A 15,587-nucleotide genomic window follows, 5' to 3' on the forward strand; every position below is an offset into this window, starting at 1 on the left:
GGTACGGGAAGAGGGGCCGGTGCCTCAGGCGAGGTCGGCGGCCTCCAGGGCGGTGCAGCAGGTGTCGACGATGAGCCGGGTGACGGTGTACGGGTCGACGTTGGCGTTGGGCCGGCGGTCCTCGATGTAGCCCCTCTTGTCGATCTCCACCTGCCACGGGATGCGGACGGAGGCGCCACGGTCGGAGACGCCGTAGCTGTACTCGCTCCAGGGGGCCGTCTCGTGGGCACCGGTGAGGCGGGCCTCGACGCCGGCGCCGTAGCTGCGGATGTGCTGCAGGGGCTTGTCGCCCCGGCCGAGGGACTCGCAGGCCTCGATGATCGCCGCGTAGTTCTCGCGCATCGCGCCGGTGGAGAAGTTGGTGTGGGCGCCGGCGCCGTTCCAGTCACCCCGTGCGGGCTTGGGCTCGAGGGTGGCGGAGATGCCGAAGTCCTCGGCCGTGCGGTGCAGCAGCCAACGGGCGACCCAGAGCTGGTCGGCGACCTCCAGCGGCGACAGCGGGCCGACCTGGAACTCCCACTGGCCGGGCATGACCTCGGCGTTGATGCCGGAGATGGTCAGGCCGGCGGCCAGGCAGTTGTCCAGGTGCTTCTCGACCACGGCGCGGCCATAGATCTCGTCCGCGCCGACACCGCAGTAGTAGCCACCCTGCGGGGCCGGGTAGCCGCCGTCGGGGAAGCCCAGCGGGCGGGAGCCCTGGAAGAACGTGTACTCCTGCTCGATGCCGAACAGGGGCTGCTGGGCCGCGAACCGGTCGGCCACCGGGCGCAGCAGGGCCCGGGCGTTCGACTCGTGCGGGGTGCCGTCGATGTTGAACACCTCGCACAGCACCAGCAGGTGCGCCCCGCCGCGGATCGGGTCCGGGTAGGTGGCGACCGGCTCCAGGACCCGGTCGGAGCTGCGGCCCTCGGCCTGGTTGGTGCTGGAGCCGTCGAAGCCCCAGGTACCCGGCTCGACGCCGTCGGCGATGATCTTCGTCTTCGACCGCAGCTTCGCGGTCGGCTCGGTGCCGTCGATCCAGATGTACTCAGCCTTGTAGACCATGTGTCTCTTTCTCCTGTGAACGGGCCGGATGGCCAGTCGAAATCGTGATCGGACGAACGGGCGGCTCAGACCGCCGCGAGCGGCGCGTCCGTTCGCACCAGGTGGGTGTCCGCCGCCGGACTCGCGACGCCCAGCGCCGACGTGAGCAGCGTGACGACCCGGTCGTGTGCGCCTCGCTCGGCGTCGTGCAGCGGGGTGCCTCCCCAGCGGTCCCGCAGAGTTGGATCGGCCCCGCGATCCAGGAGGTACTGGACCACGTCGAGGTTTCCCTCGGAGGCGGCCAGGTGCAGCGCGGTACGTCTGTCGTAGTCGGCGGAGTTGGGGTCCTTTCCCGCCGCCAGCGCGAGCCGGACGTACTCCAGGTCACCGTGGCTGGCGGCCCACAGCAACCGGGTGGTCGACGCCACCTCCTCCTCGTTGCGCCCGCGCCGGGGGTCGCGTTTGCCGGAGTCCTCGCCGGTGGCCAGGGAGTCGTAGACGTGGAAGTTGAACCGGTTGACGAGGTCCGCGCAGAAGGCCACCCCTCGGACGGAGTTGCCCAGCGCGTCGAGGCGCGGCGACCAGACGCAGATGCCCAGCACGCCGGGAACCACGATCATGAGTCCGCCGGAGACGCCGCTCTTCGCCGGCAGACCGATCGTGAAGGCGAACTCCCCGGAGTAGTCGTACATCCCGCACGACGACATCAGGGACAGGCACTTGCGTACGGTGTCGGCGGAGAAGATCCGCTCCCTGGTGAGGGGATTGACGCCGCCGTTGGCCAGCGAGGCGGCCACGACCGACAGCGACCGCGCGTCGACCTCGATCGAGCAGCACTGGAAGTAGAACTCCAGCGTCTCGGTGAGGTCCGTCCCGTCCGGGAAGGCCCGGTGCTCGCGCATGAAGTAGCCGAGGGCGAAGTTCCGGTCGGCCGTGCGGCGTTCCGAGAGGTAGACGGCGTTGTTGAACCCGACCGCGCCGCCACCGGCCAACCTGCGCCACGTCTCGGCGACGTGGTCGAAGCGGTCGGCCATCTCCCAACCGGGGCGTAGCAGCGAGCAGCACATGATGGCCCCGGAATTGATCATCGGGTTGTGCGGGAGCCCCTCGCTGTTCAGCGTCAGCTCGTTGAACCCGCGACCGCTGGGCTCCCGCCCCACATGCCGGTGGACCTGCTCGGCACCGTGCTGTTCCAGCGCGAGACAGTAGTTGATCGGTTTGCAGACCGACTGGACGCAGAAGACGCTCTCCGCGTCTCCCAGGGCCAGGCGCTGCCCATCCGTGGTGCACAACGCGATCCCGAACTTCTCCGGATCGACGCGGCCCAGTTGCGGGATGTAGTCGGCGACCTGGCCCTCGTCGACACCCCGGAGCCCCTCGTAGATCGCGAAGATCTCCGTTCGGAGCGCGGCGAAGTCCGGAATGACGAGATCCCCGCGAAGCGCTTTCTCGATGACGCCGCCGCCCGCCCTGCACAGTGCGACGAAGCGGGTCAGGTCGATGCGTGTCGGCCCGTCGGCGCCCACGGCGGGACGCAGTTCGCCCCAGACCTGGGCCAGACGCGGATCAGCGTCCGAGATCCCCGAGGCGCGCAGCCGGTTGGCAAGGTCGGCCAACGAGACGGTGCCCTGCGGGTCGACGGTGAAGGAGGCGAACAGCTTCCCGTATTCACCGGCTCCGGAATCGTCGGCGAGTGACGGTTTGACGGGGTTGCCCGACCACGCCTGCTCGATGCGACGCGCCGTGGTTCGGGGTTTCTTTATCGTGGGCATGACGTGGCTCGACCACTCCGTAGAAAGTTTGTGTCAGTGCGGCCACCGGCGTATTTACTCGCGCCTCCGGGCATTCGACCGGCCAGCCTCGCACATTCGGAAGGCTACGGGCGGCCAGTGCACATTCGCTTGATTCCGACTGACCAACCGCTGGTCAGAGGGCACGCATCGACATCGGCGCCCGGTCTTGCCGGTCGTCAACTATTCGTCAACCGCGGCCACGTACAACTACCAACCCGTGACCGGCCTCATCCTCGGCCCAGGAATGTTCACGGCGAACCAGGGCACGTAGGAGCGGACCGATGATTCGAGGAGTGGACATGACAAAGGTCCTGATGGTGTTGACCTCGCACGACCAGTTGGGCGACACCGGGCACAAGACCGGCTTCTGGCTCGAGGAACTGGCCGCGCCCTACTACCGGTTCCGCGACGCGGGGTGGGAGGTCACGCTCGCCTCGCCTCGGGGCGGCCGGGCACCCCTGGACCCGAAGAGCGACGAGCCGGACTTCCAGACCGACCAGACCCGCCGGTTCACGGCGGACGCTGAGGCGCAACGCCAGCTCGAGACGACGGTACGGCTCGACTCGGTGTCCGTCGACGACTTCGACACCGTCTTCTACCCGGGCGGCCACGGCCCTCTCTGGGACCTCGCCGAGGACAACGACTCGATCAGGCTGATCGAGCAGGTCGTCGCGGCGGGCAAGCCGATCGCGCTGGTGTGCCACGCTCCGGGCGCGTTGCGGCACTGCGCGACGCCCGACGGCGAGCCCCTGGTCGCCGGGAAGCGCGTCACCGGGTTCACCGACAGCGAGGAGGAGTACATGGGCCTGACCAAGGTGGTGCCCTTCCTCGTCGAGGACGAGCTGGTCGCCAAGGGTGCCGAGTTCTCCAAGGCGGGCAACTTCGAGTCGTACGTGGTGAGCGACGGGCTGCTCGTCACCGGCCAGAACCCGGCCTCCTCGGCTCCGGCGGCGGATCAGCTGATCTCGCTGGTGAGCCGGGCCGGCGCGTAACCTCGATCGTCTCCGTCCGGCGGGACCACTGCGAGGGGCCCGCCGGACGGCCGACATCGATCGGAGCTCAACCTCAGCTGGCCCGTACGGTGTGCACTGCGGAGACCGCGGCGGCGCCTTCACCGACGGCGGTGGCCACCCGTTTGGTGGAGCCGGACCGGATGTCGCCGACCGCGAAGACACGGGCAGCGCTGGTCTGGAACGGCAGCGGCGCCGGGTGCGTGCCGGGAGGCAGCCGGCTGTCGGTCAGCACGAAACCGTCGTCGTCCGTGGCGATGCCCTTCATCCAGTCGGACGCCGGGTCGGCGCCGATGAAGCAGAACAGCCCTCGGCAGACCAACCTCGCGCGTTCGCCCTCCGACGCCACGACGATCGCCGCCAGTGTGTCGTCACCCTGAAGCTCTCGCAGGGTGCTGGTGGTGTGGACGTGGATCTGCGGATGGGCGTGAATCCGGTCGGCCAGGTACGTCGACATCTTCGCCCCGAGGTCGGCCGAGCGCACCACCAGATGCACCGTGCAGCCGCGTGCGGCCAGGGAAAGGGCCGCCTGTCCGGCCGAGTTGGCGCCGCCCACGACCGCCACCGGCTGCGACTCGTAGCCGCGCAGGTCCAGCTCCGTGGCGGCGTACCGGATGCATCCGCTCTGCTCGAACTCCGCCCAGCGCTCGATGTCCAGACGTCGGTAACGCGCTCCGGTGGCGGCGACGACCGCGGACGTCTCGATTCGGGTGCCGTCCGCCAGCTCCACGACGGGCCGCAACTCGTCCGAGACGTCGAGGCCCACCACCGCGCAGGGCGCGTAGATCTGGACGCCGAACTTCAGCGCCTGGATCATCGCCAGCCGCGCCAACTGCTCGCCGCTGACACCCGCGGGGAAGCCGAGGTAGTTCTCGATCCGCGCGCTCTTGGCCGCCTGGCCGCCCAGGCCGGTGCCGTCGAGCAACACGGTGACGAGGCCCTCGGACGCGCCGTAGACCGCCGCGGCCAGCCCCGCCGGCCCGGCGCCGACCACGACCAGGTCGGGGTTGCGCGCCGTGGCGACATAGGTCAGGCCGAGTGCCTCCGCGACAGTGCCCGGGGTGGCGCGATGCAGTACCCGGCCGGCGGTGACCGCGACCGGAAGGTCGTCCTCGCCGACGCCTGCCGTCCGCATGAGCGCCCGCCCGGACAACGAGGCCGCGTCGAGCCAGGCGTGCGGGAGAAGCATCTGGGTCACGTAGGTGCGCAGCTCCAGCGATTCCGCCGCGTGCGGTCGACCGACGATCTCCAGGGCGTTGCCGGCGGCCCCGCGCATCAGTTCACGACGAGCGCGAAACGTCTCGATCAGGACGTCGGCGATGTCGACCTGCTCGGCGAGCACACGGCGCAGTTCCGGGGCCGAGATCCGGACGACAGTCCCGGCCGCGACGACGCGGACCGTGAGGAAGACCTGCTGCCCGGTGAGGAGACTCAGTTCGCCGAGGAACTCGCCTGGGCCGCGCCGGTAGATGAGGCGCTCGGGCTCCAGCGCCGTCGCGTCGCGGACGGCCTCGGCGGTGGCCGTGCGCAACAGGAAGAAGTCGTAGGAGCTGTCGCCGGCGGCGTACAGATCCTGTCCCGGCTGGACCTCTTCCTCGGTGCCGTAGGTGGCGAGGCGGTCGAACTGCTCCGTGTCGAGGACAGGGCCGTCGGCGTCTCCGGTGCTCATGCTCGAACGATAGGTTCCGTCTGTTGACGACGAGTGGATCCCCGACCGGCGGGCGCAGAAGCCCTCCACTCGCTGTCCACCACGGCACGTCAAACTTGTCGAACCGCTGGCGGCGTAGCACCCGGCCCGAGACGAAGGACAGGGAACCTGATGTCCAGCCTCGCATTGGTGGTGGCGGTCGGCGTCGCCATCCTGACGGGTACGGGCGCGGCCCGTCGTCTCCGGATCGCCCCACCGGTGCTGCTCCTGATCGCCGGTGTCCTTCTCGGGTTCGTGCCCGTACTGCGTGTGGTGCACCTGCCACCCGAGGCCGTCCTGCTGGTGTTCCTCCCGGTGTTGCTCTACTGGGAGGCGTTCACCTCCTCGCTGCGCGAGATCCGCCGGAACCTGCGGGTCATCGTGTTGCTGAGCACCTTCCTCGTGGTCGCGACAGCGGCGGGGGTGGCCACCGCCGCGCACGCGCTCGGGCTCGACTGGGGACCGGCGTGGGTGCTGGGCGCCGCGGTGGCTCCGACCGATGCCACGGCGGTCGGTGTCCTGGGCCGGATGCTGCCGCGCCGCATCGCGACCATGCTGCGCGCGGAGAGCCTGGTCAACGATGGTACGGCGCTGGTGATCTACACGCTCGCGGTCGGGATCACGCTCGGCGAGGAACACCTCAGCGTGGGCCGGGTGGCCGGCCTGTTCGCCCTGTCGTACCTCGGCGGCATCGCGGCCGGCGTGGCTGTCACGTTCCTCGTCCTGCAGATCCGCCGCCGGCTGAGCGACCCGTTCCAGCACAACCTCCTGGCGCTGATGACGCCGCTGACCGCCTACCTGATCGCCGAGGCGGCCGAGGTGTCCGGCGTCCTCGCGGCCGTGGTCAGTGGACTCTGGGTGGGCCGCGCCTCGCCGCGCCTGTTCCCCGGTAATGCCCGCCGGCACGTCCAGACCGTCATGGACTTCCTGACCATGCTGGCCAACGCGGCGCTGTTCGTCCTGGTGGGGCTGGAGGCGCAGTCGGCCGTCCGCGGGCTGGACAGCACCGGGCTGGCCCACGGCCTGCTGGTCGCGGTCGTGGTCTGCGCGGTCATCGTCGCGGTGCGGTTCGGCTGGCTGTTCACCAGCCCGTATCTGATCCGGGCGATCGACCGCCGGCCGCAGCAACGCGAAAGACGGCTGAGCGGTAGGCCGCGGGCGCTCATGTCGGCGGCCGGTTTCCGCGGGGCCGTGTCGATGGCGGCGGCGCTTGCCGTACCCCATGCCCTGCCGTCCGGGGCGGAGTTTCCGGACCGGGACCTGATCGTCTTCGTCACGGCCGTCGTGATCGCCGCGACCCTGCTGCTCCAGGCGCCGTTGATGCCGCGCGTGACGCGGTGGGCCGGGCTGGGTGCCGACGGGGAGGCCGAGCGGGAGCGCCGTGCGGCCGAGATCGGGTCGATGGCGCACGCCCTCGCGTCGTTGCCCGAGATGGCCGCGAAGCTGGGCACGAGCGACGACGTGCACGAGCAGTTGCGAACGGAGTACGACCGCCGCCTGCGCGTGCTGCGCGACGGCGACGCCGACTCCGGGCCCGACGAGGCCGCGGCCCACTACGAGCAGCAGTACGCCGACCTGCATCTGGCGGTCATCGACCACCGCCACGACACCGTCGTCCGCATGCGTGACCGGGGCGAGATCGACGACGAGGTGCTTCGCCGCGTGCAGGACGGCCTCGACCTCGAACAGGTCCACCTGACCCAGCGCCGCGACAACGCCTAGCCGGGCTGCTCGGGGACAGGTGTCGAATCGGGGCGGCCGACCCGCGTGGCGATCTCCTGCAGGGCCGCGATGTGGGCGCTCAGCGCCGCGCGACCGGCTGGGGAGAGGTTGATCCAGGTCCGCGGGCGCTTGCCCACGTAACCCTTGCGCACCTCGACGTAGCCGCCGTCGCTCAGGGCCGAGATCCGTTTGGACAGGGCCGAGTCGCTCAGCTCCACCGAGTCGCGGACGAAGGCGAACTCGGCCCATTCCGTTCCCGCCAGCAGGGCCAGGATGGCCAGTCGGGTGGGATCGAGCAGCGCGGGGTCCAGCTTCGGGTCGGTCAACGTCCGATCTCCCTGGTGAGGATCCTGCGCTGCCACCACGGACCCGCGGCGGCCACCAGGACACCGCCGGCAAGTCCGCTCCACAGCGCGACGTGCGGGACCTCCAGGGCGGCGGCGATCGTCGTGCCGACGATCAGGACGGCCAGCACCAGCAGCAGCCCCACCAGGCTCGCCGGGTCGGGCGTGACGCGCGGACGCACCGGCCGGCGGAGCAGCGAGCCGCCCAACCGGGTGTTGCCCACCAGAGCGACGAGCAGCAGCAGCAGGATGATGGCGCTGCCCCAGGTGCGGACGAACTGTGGTTCACGGTCGGCGAGAACTCCGTACGCGGCGATCAGGACCCCGGCCACGATCCAACCCCACCGGGACCGGCCTGCCGCCGCTGCCGTCTGGGTCCGCCGCCGGTCGACGTCCCGCAGAGCTGCTCGGGCCTCTTCGGGTGTAGGGGTGTTCATCAGGTGACTCCCTCGTCTTGGAAAGTACTTGCTAGTACGGAAAGCTAGCACTCACTTTCCATGTCGGCAAGTACTTGCCGAGGCGTCCGTCGCCGGAAGTAACTCCTTACTCACTAGAAATCGTGTGCCGCGGCGTTGACTTGCCCTACTAGTCGGGAATCACGAGACGGGGGCGACCATGACGGGCCAGGCGGACTGGGGTCGGGACGGGTGGGCTGTGCAGCCCGGTGCGGGAAGGCTTGTCGAACTCGGCGGCCCGCATCGGCCGGAGATCCTCGTGCGAGGCGCCGAGGTTGGTGGGGCACTCGGGGCATTCGTGTTCCATCACGACGTGATCGTCGAGAACCCGCCCCACGCCCACCACGACTTCATGAAGATCGCCTACGTCCTGCAGGGGGAGTACCACTTCCGGGTGGGCAAGGCCGAATTCTCCGGCGGCCCGGGAACCACTGTCATCGTGCCGCGGGGCGCCTATCACACGTTCGTCACCCCGACCGGCGGGAAGCTGCTGTTCGTCAGCGCGCCGGCCGGCAACGAGCAACTCTTCGAGGAACTCGGCAGCCTCGGCCCGAATCCCACCCCGGAACAGCTCGCCGAGATCGACGAACGCTTCGGCACCACGCGTCTCCCGGGCGACGAGGGTCGCCCCTGGAGTCAACTGCGCGACGCCGCGCGTTAAACGATGCTCGCCCGCTCCTCGAACACTCGGGCGATGGCGTTTCCGACCCACATCGAACGTGCACGGATCAAGAAGGAAGAACGATGGCAGATAGTCGCGACATGTACCTCGTCCACGGCGCCTTTCGACGCGAGTTTCCCGCTGCCGCGGCACTCGTCCGGACCGTTGCCGCCAACGACAGCGCCGCCGCCGCACGGGTCGCCGAGCACGTACTCATCCTCACCGGTCTGTTGAACCTGCATCACGCCGGTGAGGACGAGAAGGTCTGGCCGAAACTGCTGCAGCGGGGCCCGAACGAGATCGCGCCGTTGGTCGAGACCATGGAACGTCAGCACGAGGGCCTGCACGAGGCACTTGTCGAGGTGGAGAGGCTGGCCACCGTCTGGCGCTGGAGGGCGACGTCGGCGGACCGTGATGCGTTGGCCTCGGCCGTCGACGCCATGATTCCGCCGATGCTGGAGCACCTGGTCACCGAGGAGACGCACCTGCTGGCGTTGATCGACAAATACCTGACCGACAAGGAGTGGGCCGAGGTGGGCGCGGCCGCGATGGCCACGATGCCGAAGAACCTGTTGCCCATGGCCTTCGGGATGGTGCTGCGCGACGGCGCCCCCGAGCACGTCGCGGGTCTCAGGGCGGTCATCCCGGGTCCGGCCTGGTTCGTGCTCTCCCGGCTCGGGCCGGGCGCGTACACCCGATACGCCCGTCGTCTGGGCCTGGACAGGGTGGGCAGCACCGCCTGACCGGGTATTGACAGTTGAGCCGATGAAGGGCAGCCGGGAACCCGGTTGCCCTTCATCGTGCACCCGGGCCGCGTCGGAGATGGTCAGTGGAAATCAACTGCGATCCGACATGCTCGACCTGGGGGTTGCCGGGGGGCTGCTGATTGTCATTCGTGGTCACCGAGGAGCTGCAATGAATACTGGTTCGGAAAAGGCGCACACGGTTCGGGTTGGCGACCTCTCCCTGATCTGTCACATTCGTGGCCGCGGCCCGCTCTGTTTCGTACATCCGGGTGGTCCGGGGCTTTCCGGAGACTATCTGCGCATGCCACTGCTCGAGCGCCGTCTGACGATGGTCTATCTCGAGCCGGTGGGCACGGGCGGTTCGAGCCGGTTGCCGGCGGGAGCGACGTACGACCTCGAGACCTACGCCGACCATCTCGACGCGGTGATTGCCAACCTCTCCGACGTCCCGGTGCTCGTGCTGGGGCATGGGCACGGTGGATTCGTCGCGCAGAGTCTGGCGTTGCGCCGCCCGGACCGGACCGCCGGGCTGATCCTGTACGCGACCGCACCCATGGCCGATGACCACACCCGGGCAGCGGCGCGGGAGAAACTCCGGCAGTACGCGCTGGCCCACGCGGACCGCACCGATGCCGAAGCGATGATCGCCGCGTTCGACCGTCCCGCCGACCGCTGGGTGCACGAGAGCACCGCACGGCTCTGGCAGCTCCTCCCCGCCTACTTCGCCGACTACTGGCGGCGGCGCACGGAGTTCGCCCATCTCCTCGGTGCGCTGCCCTGCTGGCCGAGGCCGGCCACCGACTTCGACCTTCGTGGCGCACTGCCCTCGATCAGCGCACCGACGATTGTCGTGGCGGGTGTGCACGACTTCGCATTCGGCCCCGAGCCGGCCGAGATGCTGCGGTCGGCCATTCCCGATGCGGTCCTGGCCGAGTTCTCCGACAGCGGGCACTTCCCGCACCTGGAGGAGGCCGAGCGCTTCAGCCATGTGGTGCTCGAGTTCGCCCTACGGGTCTGCGGCGGCGTTCCCGGCCGGCCTCGTCGGCCGAGCGAGCTGGCCCTGACCGGACGGCACGATGCGCGTTGGTGGTGACGGGCGCGGCGATGCCGCCCCGGCCGGCAGTGAGCGGCCGGGGCGGCATCGCCGCAAGCTCACTCCGGGAGCTGGTAGAGGCGATAGCGGGCAACGGTGTCGAAGCCGATCCGCAGGTACACTGGCTCACCCTCGGCGCTCGACTGCAGCGTGGCGATGCGCCGCCCCGACTCGCGGGTGATGCGCAACGCCTCGCGGGTGAGGGCTGTCGCGATGCCGCGCCGACGGAAGTCGGGATCGGTGGCGATGCAGTACAGCGCGCCGATGTCGGTGCCGAGCGACAGGGTGCACGTGCCGACGGTCCGGCCGTCGACGGTGCCCGCGAGCCGGACCACGTCGGGGTAGGCGAAGTTCAGTTCCCGGTCGACGACGATCCCCAGGTCACCGGAGATGCCGAGCGGCCCGGCGTAGGCCTCGACGTACTCCCGCATCCCGACCGGGCCGACGACGGTCCGGATCGACAGATCGGCGGGCGCCTCGGCCTCGGCCACGGTGGTCACGTCCACGGCCATGATCGGCATGTCCGCGATCTGCTCCGCGCCGCGCTCGAGCAGGCCCTCGGCGGTGCCCTCGTCGCTGTCCGCGCCCACCCACCAGCCCCACCGCGAGCCGGTCAGGTGCTCCCTCGCCTCCGCGATCGCGTCGTCGAGCTGTTGTCCGCGGACGCGGAGGACCCCGTTGAGCAGTGGGTGGGGGATGTCGGTGCGGTAGGTCGGCAGGTCGGTGTCGGGGCGCGTACCGGCCCAGCCGCACCAGTAGCGGCGGTTGGCGGCGAGTTGCGGGCCCAGGTCGTGGATGGAATGGGTGGTCATACCCTCAGGACCCGGTCGGGCGGCCAGAAGTTCGATTCGCCGGGGGAGTGATCTCCGGGCGGGGCGGTCGCGGGGTGTGCAGGAGGCGCACCTCACACACCAGGCCCTTCTTCTCGCGGAGCAGCCAGGTCCCGCCGGGCGGGCAGTGGAACGGATCCTCCGGCGGGTTGACGAAGGCGTTCTCCCAGATCGTGATGCCCGCACCGGCCACCACTGCGGTGATCTGGTGAGCGACGCCGGAGTCATAGTCCCGTCGCATGGCCGCGAAGACCGGTTCGCGGCCGGTCGTCCGTTTGCCACTCGGCCAGCAGAAGGTCATGTCCTCGGCCCAGCGCGCGGCCACCTTGTTCATCGGCGCACCGTCGGCCACCGCGGACAGCACAGTCGTCGCCTCCTCGCGTCGTTCGGCCCGCAGCGCCGCGGTCCCGTCGTGCCGCTCGTCGTGTACGCGGGGCAGGACCTCGGCCAGCTGACGGCGCGCTTCGCTCAGGCGGCTGCGGACGGTGCCGATCGGGACCCCGCAGAGGTCCGCGATCTGCTCGTACGAGTTGTTCTCGGTGAAGTAGCGCAGCATCGCCACCGTCTGTGCGGCCGGCGACAGCTGGTGCAGTCCGTGCCAGATCCAGTCCCGCAGTGCGCTGCGGTCGATCCGGGCGACCGGGTCGTCCTGCTCCGGGGCGTGCAGGGTCTCGCCGGCCACGCCCACCGGGACGGGTCTTCGTGAGCGCAGCAGTTTGCGGCAGTTGTTGCGCACGATGGCGTGCAGCCAGGGCCGGACCGCGGCGGGGTCACGCAGCTCGCCGATCCGGCCGAACGCGGTGATCGCGGCATCCTGGCAGGCGTCCTCGGCCTCGGGCACCGCGCCCAGCAGTTGGTGTGCCACCGCGAGCATGCCGGCGTAGTGCAGCTCGAACAGCAGCGTGAAGCTTCGCGGGTCGCCCTGCTGGGCGGCCCGGACCACCTGCTCCGCGTCGCTGGTCGAGGCGGGTGCCGAGGTTGGTAGGAGCATGCCGGAACGCTAGCTCCGGCCAGTGAAAAACTTCTTCAGCGGATCGAACTTTCGTCCTGCCGCCTGGATCTGCAGGACATGCCCGTCGACACAAGCCAGGACCACACCGTCCGCGGAGCGGCCCGCCTCGTGCCGTTTTCAACCCCGACGTCCGTCTTGCCGCTCGCGGCACCCTGCTGTCCCGAGAGCTGGAAGAACGGACGCTCGATTCAGTCACCGTCAAGTTATTCGGCACAAGAGCCGGTTCGCCCCGGCCGGTCCCCGGAGCCGGCCCCGACGGGTGCGCTGCGCCTGCAGATCATGGGCCCGCTGCGGCTCTGGCGCGGTGAGATCGAGATGGAGGCGGGCCCGCGTCAGCAGCGCGGCCTGTTGGCGGTCCTGCTGGCTCGTGCGGGGCGGCCCGTCAGCACCAGCGACCTGACGGGTCTGATCTGGGGCCCGGACTCGCCGCCCAGCGCGGTGAACGTCGTCCACAAGTACGTGGGCGCGCTGCGCCGCCTGCTCGAACCCGATCTGCCCACCCGCTCGGCCGGGTCCTACCTGCTGCGGCACGGCAACGGATACCGCTTCGTCGCGGGGCCGGAGACGCTCGACCTTCTCGCGTTCCGCCGGCACGTCTCCGCCGCGAAGTCCTGCCTGGGGCAGGACCGTCCCGCCGAGGCGCTCGACCACTACCTCAGCGCTCTCGAGCTGTGCCACGGTTCGGCCGGTGCTGGCTTGATCGACAACGCGACGGCGACCTTCGCCGGCATCGACAGCGAGTTCTTCGACGCCGCGGTCGCCGCCGCCGCGGTGGCCGTGCGAGTGCGTCAGCCCGCGCGGGTGCTGCCCCCGCTGCGGCTCGCCGCGGAGATGGGCCGGCTCAACGAGCCGGTCCACGCGTGCCTGGTGACGACGCTCGCCGCGGCCGGCCAGCAGGCCGAGGCGTTGGCGGTCTACGGCGCGATCCGCGCGCGCCTGGACGACGAGCTGGGCATCGACCCTGGGCACAAGCTCCGGGACGCCCAGCGGCGGGCCCTCACCCAGGCGGGGATGCCGCCCTCCGGGGCACCGAGTCCGGTCCCCGGGATATCTCGGCCGATTCCCCTGGTGCGTCCGGCGCAGCTTCCGCCGGACCTACCCCTCTTCGTGGGCCGCGACCCCGAGCTGACGATCCTGGACGACCTCGTGAACGGGATGAGGGCCGTCGGACGGACCAGCCCCCTGGTGGTCGCGATGAACGGCATGGGCGGCGTCGGCAAATCGACGCTTGCGGTCCACTTCGCGCACCGGGTGGCCGGCGAGTTCAGCGACGGGCAGCTCTACCTCGACCTGCAGGGTCACCTCGGCGAGGGTGAGAGTCGGCCGGCCGGCGACGCGGTGTGCCTTCTCCTGCACGCGGTGGGCGTGGCCGCCTCCGACGTTCCGGACGGGTTCGACGCGCGGATCGGGATGTACCGCAGCATGACCGCCGGCAGGCGGATCCTGGTCCTGCTGGACAACGCCCGCGATGCCTCCCAGGTGCGTCCGCTGCTGCCGAACTCGGCGGACAGTCTCGTGCTCGTCACCAGTCGGCGGTCGCTTGTCGGCCTGGCCGCGTTCGACGGGGCCCATCCACTCCGTGTCGATCCGCCCGACCTGCCGACGGCCCGTCGGCTGCTCGAAAGCCGTCTCGCCGACCTGCCGGCCGGCGGAACGGCGGGCAGGGAGATCGTCGACGAGATCATCGAGCTGTGCGGCCGGCTTCCGCTGGCGCTGGCCATCCTGGCGGCCCGGATCGCCGTCCGCCCGCGACTGTCGCTGGCCTCCGTCGCCGCCGAGCTACGCGACGGCGCTCGCCGGCTCGAGGCGTTCCCCGACGGGGGTGGCCTCAGTGATCCGCGTACCGCGTTCTCGTGGTCCTACCGGCAGCTTGGTCCCGGTGCCGCCCGGCTGTTCCGGCTTCTGTCGGTGGCCCCGGTGCCGGGTGTCACGGCCGCGGCCTGCGTGAGTCTCGGCGACCGCGACGCCGACGACATCCGGGTCGAGCTGGCCGAGCTGATCGAGGCGGACCTGGTGACCGAGCACGAGGACGGTCGGCTCACGTCGCACGTGCTGATCCGGACGTACGCGCAGGAACTCCTGCACGCCGAGGAGTCGGCGGCGGAGCGGCAGGCGGCGATCAGCCGCCTGCTGCAGCACTACCTGCACAGCAGTTTCCGCGCGCAGGTGGTGCTGGAGCCGAACCGGACGCCGATCGAGCCGCCGCCGCCCCTGCCCGGTGTGGTCGCGGAGCAGCCGGAGACGTACGACGAGGCCATCGCCTGGTTCGCCAGCCAGCGGGAGGTGCTCAAGGAGGCGGTCCACCGGGCGGCCGACATCGGGTACGGCATCGCACCCTGGCAGCTCGCCATCACGATGCAGCAGTACCTGCAGTGGGCCGGCTACTTCCAGGACTGGGAGGACGTCATGCGGGTGGCGCTGTACGCGGCACGGGTGAGCCACGACGAGGTCGGGGAGGCGCACGTCCTGCGCAGCCTGGCCGGCGCCCGTCATGTGTTCGGAGCCAACGACGAGTCGCTGCACCTGCTCGGCGAGGCGCTGCGCATCTTCGAGGACCGGGACATGCGGCTGGAACAGGCGCTCGTGCACAACAACTTCCACCAGGTGTTCAGTGCGCTGAGCCGGCACGACCTCGCCCTCGACCACAGCGCGAGGGCGCTGTCGCTGTCCCGCCTCCTGGAGAATCGTCGGGCCGAGGTCGTCAGCCTCCTGTTCAGCGGCACGTCGTTCGCCGGGCTGGGTCGGGTCGAGGAATCAGCTCGGGCGTTGAACGAGGCCCTCGCACTCAATCAGCGGATCGGACGCGGCCGTGAGGAGAGCGAGATCCGGACCGCCATCGCCCGCAACCTGGCCGCGTCGGGACACGTCGGCGAGGCGGTCGAGCAGCTGGAACTCTCGGCGGAGACGGCGTACCGCGTCGGGGACCGGCCGTTGCAGTTCGACGCCCTGCGGCAGCTGGCCGACGTGCTGATCACGGCTCGCGACGTCCCCGGAGCCGCGCGGGTGCTCGAGCGGGCCCGCGTGGTTCTCGGGGAGTTGCAGGGCGGCGGCACCGACAGCATGCGTGCCGCTCTCCTCCGTCTCACCGAGCTGCTGTCCTCGGCCTGACGGTCTCGCGCGGGTTTGCGGTGCGGTGTCCCGGGTAGCCCCGAATTTCGTCAGAAGGTCAGCGTGTGCTGGCTCGAACGCCGGTGCACAGTGTGGGAGAGGG

Annotated in this window: 13 protein-coding genes; 6 read left to right on the forward strand and 7 right to left on the reverse strand. The window is 70.3% G+C overall.

The features are described from left to right. Positions 1-24: 24 nt before the first annotated feature. Both glnII and glsA read right to left on the reverse strand, forming a co-directional pair. Positions 25-1,044 carry a glutamine synthetase gene (glnII, locus tag AB0B57_RS24050; RefSeq protein WP_357073864.1) on the reverse strand — a complete coding sequence of 340 codons (1,020 nt, stop codon included), beginning with the start codon at positions 1,042-1,044 and terminating at the stop codon, positions 25-27. Between the two features lie 65 nt (positions 1,045-1,109). Then, the gene (gene glsA, locus AB0B57_RS24055) at positions 1,110-2,795 is read right to left on the reverse strand and encodes a glutaminase A (protein WP_357073867.1); all 1,686 of its coding nucleotides are present in this window, start codon (positions 2,793-2,795) and stop codon (positions 1,110-1,112) included. Positions 2,796-3,115: 320 nt separating this feature from the next. Here glsA and AB0B57_RS24060 point away from each other — a divergent pair, with 320 nt between their 5' ends. Further along, positions 3,116-3,808 (forward strand): type 1 glutamine amidotransferase domain-containing protein, encoded by a 693-nt coding sequence (locus tag AB0B57_RS24060; protein ID WP_357073870.1) that lies wholly within the window; start codon positions 3,116-3,118, stop codon positions 3,806-3,808. A 73-nt stretch (positions 3,809-3,881) separates the two neighbouring features. Here the strand turns inward: AB0B57_RS24060 and AB0B57_RS24065 are convergent, their stop codons facing one another. After that, positions 3,882-5,495, reverse strand: coding sequence for an FAD-dependent oxidoreductase (locus AB0B57_RS24065; protein WP_357073873.1), 1,614 nt, complete (start codon positions 5,493-5,495; stop codon positions 3,882-3,884). A 150-nt stretch (positions 5,496-5,645) separates the two neighbouring features. Between AB0B57_RS24065 and AB0B57_RS24070 the strand changes: the two genes are divergently transcribed. Beyond that, a complete protein-coding gene (locus tag AB0B57_RS24070) occupies positions 5,646-7,235 on the forward strand; it encodes a Na+/H+ antiporter (RefSeq protein ID WP_357073877.1) in 1,590 nt (529 codons plus the stop codon). Here AB0B57_RS24070 and AB0B57_RS24075 read toward each other — a convergent pair. Together AB0B57_RS24075 and AB0B57_RS24080 are read right to left on the reverse strand one after the other, a co-directional pair. Continuing rightward, the gene (locus tag AB0B57_RS24075; RefSeq protein WP_357073880.1) at positions 7,232-7,561 is read right to left on the reverse strand and encodes a transcriptional regulator; all 330 of its coding nucleotides are present in this window, start codon (positions 7,559-7,561) and stop codon (positions 7,232-7,234) included. The two genes, AB0B57_RS24070 and AB0B57_RS24075, sit on opposite strands and share 4 nt — an antisense overlap. Further along, complete coding sequence (locus tag AB0B57_RS24080; protein ID WP_357073883.1) at positions 7,558-8,016, reverse strand: hypothetical protein; 459 nt, start codon at positions 8,014-8,016, stop codon at positions 7,558-7,560. The genes AB0B57_RS24075 and AB0B57_RS24080 overlap by 4 nt, the downstream gene beginning before the upstream one ends. 178 nt (positions 8,017-8,194) lie before the next feature. Between AB0B57_RS24080 and AB0B57_RS24085 the strand changes: the two genes are divergently transcribed. From AB0B57_RS24085 to AB0B57_RS24095, 3 genes are all read left to right on the forward strand, one after another. Next, a complete protein-coding gene (locus tag AB0B57_RS24085) occupies positions 8,195-8,695 on the forward strand; it encodes a cupin domain-containing protein (RefSeq protein WP_357073886.1) in 501 nt (166 codons plus the stop codon). A gap of 83 nt (positions 8,696-8,778) precedes the next feature. Beyond that, complete coding sequence (locus tag AB0B57_RS24090) at positions 8,779-9,438, forward strand: hemerythrin domain-containing protein (RefSeq protein ID WP_357073889.1); 660 nt, start codon at positions 8,779-8,781, stop codon at positions 9,436-9,438. Between the two features lie 172 nt (positions 9,439-9,610). After that, positions 9,611-10,534, forward strand: coding sequence for an alpha/beta hydrolase (locus tag AB0B57_RS24095; RefSeq protein WP_357073967.1), 924 nt, complete (start codon positions 9,611-9,613; stop codon positions 10,532-10,534). 59 nt (positions 10,535-10,593) lie between these two features. On the opposite strand, the gene AB0B57_RS24100 is transcribed toward AB0B57_RS24095, so the two are convergent. Together AB0B57_RS24100 and AB0B57_RS24105 are read right to left on the reverse strand one after the other, a co-directional pair. Further along, entirely contained in the window at positions 10,594-11,346 is a 753-nt protein-coding gene (locus tag AB0B57_RS24100; RefSeq protein ID WP_357073892.1) for a GNAT family N-acetyltransferase, read from the reverse strand. A gap of 4 nt (positions 11,347-11,350) precedes the next feature. Next, complete coding sequence (locus AB0B57_RS24105; protein ID WP_357073895.1) at positions 11,351-12,355, reverse strand: sigma-70 family RNA polymerase sigma factor; 1,005 nt, start codon at positions 12,353-12,355, stop codon at positions 11,351-11,353. Positions 12,356-12,655: 300 nt separating this feature from the next. Between AB0B57_RS24105 and AB0B57_RS24110 the strand changes: the two genes are divergently transcribed. Then, entirely contained in the window at positions 12,656-15,484 is a 2,829-nt protein-coding gene (locus AB0B57_RS24110) for a BTAD domain-containing putative transcriptional regulator (protein ID WP_357073898.1), read from the forward strand. Positions 15,485-15,587 lie beyond the last annotated feature (103 nt).

The organism is Micromonospora sp. NPDC049101 (assembly GCF_040648675.1).
Classification (GTDB): Bacteria; Actinomycetota; Actinomycetes; order Mycobacteriales; family Micromonosporaceae; genus Micromonospora.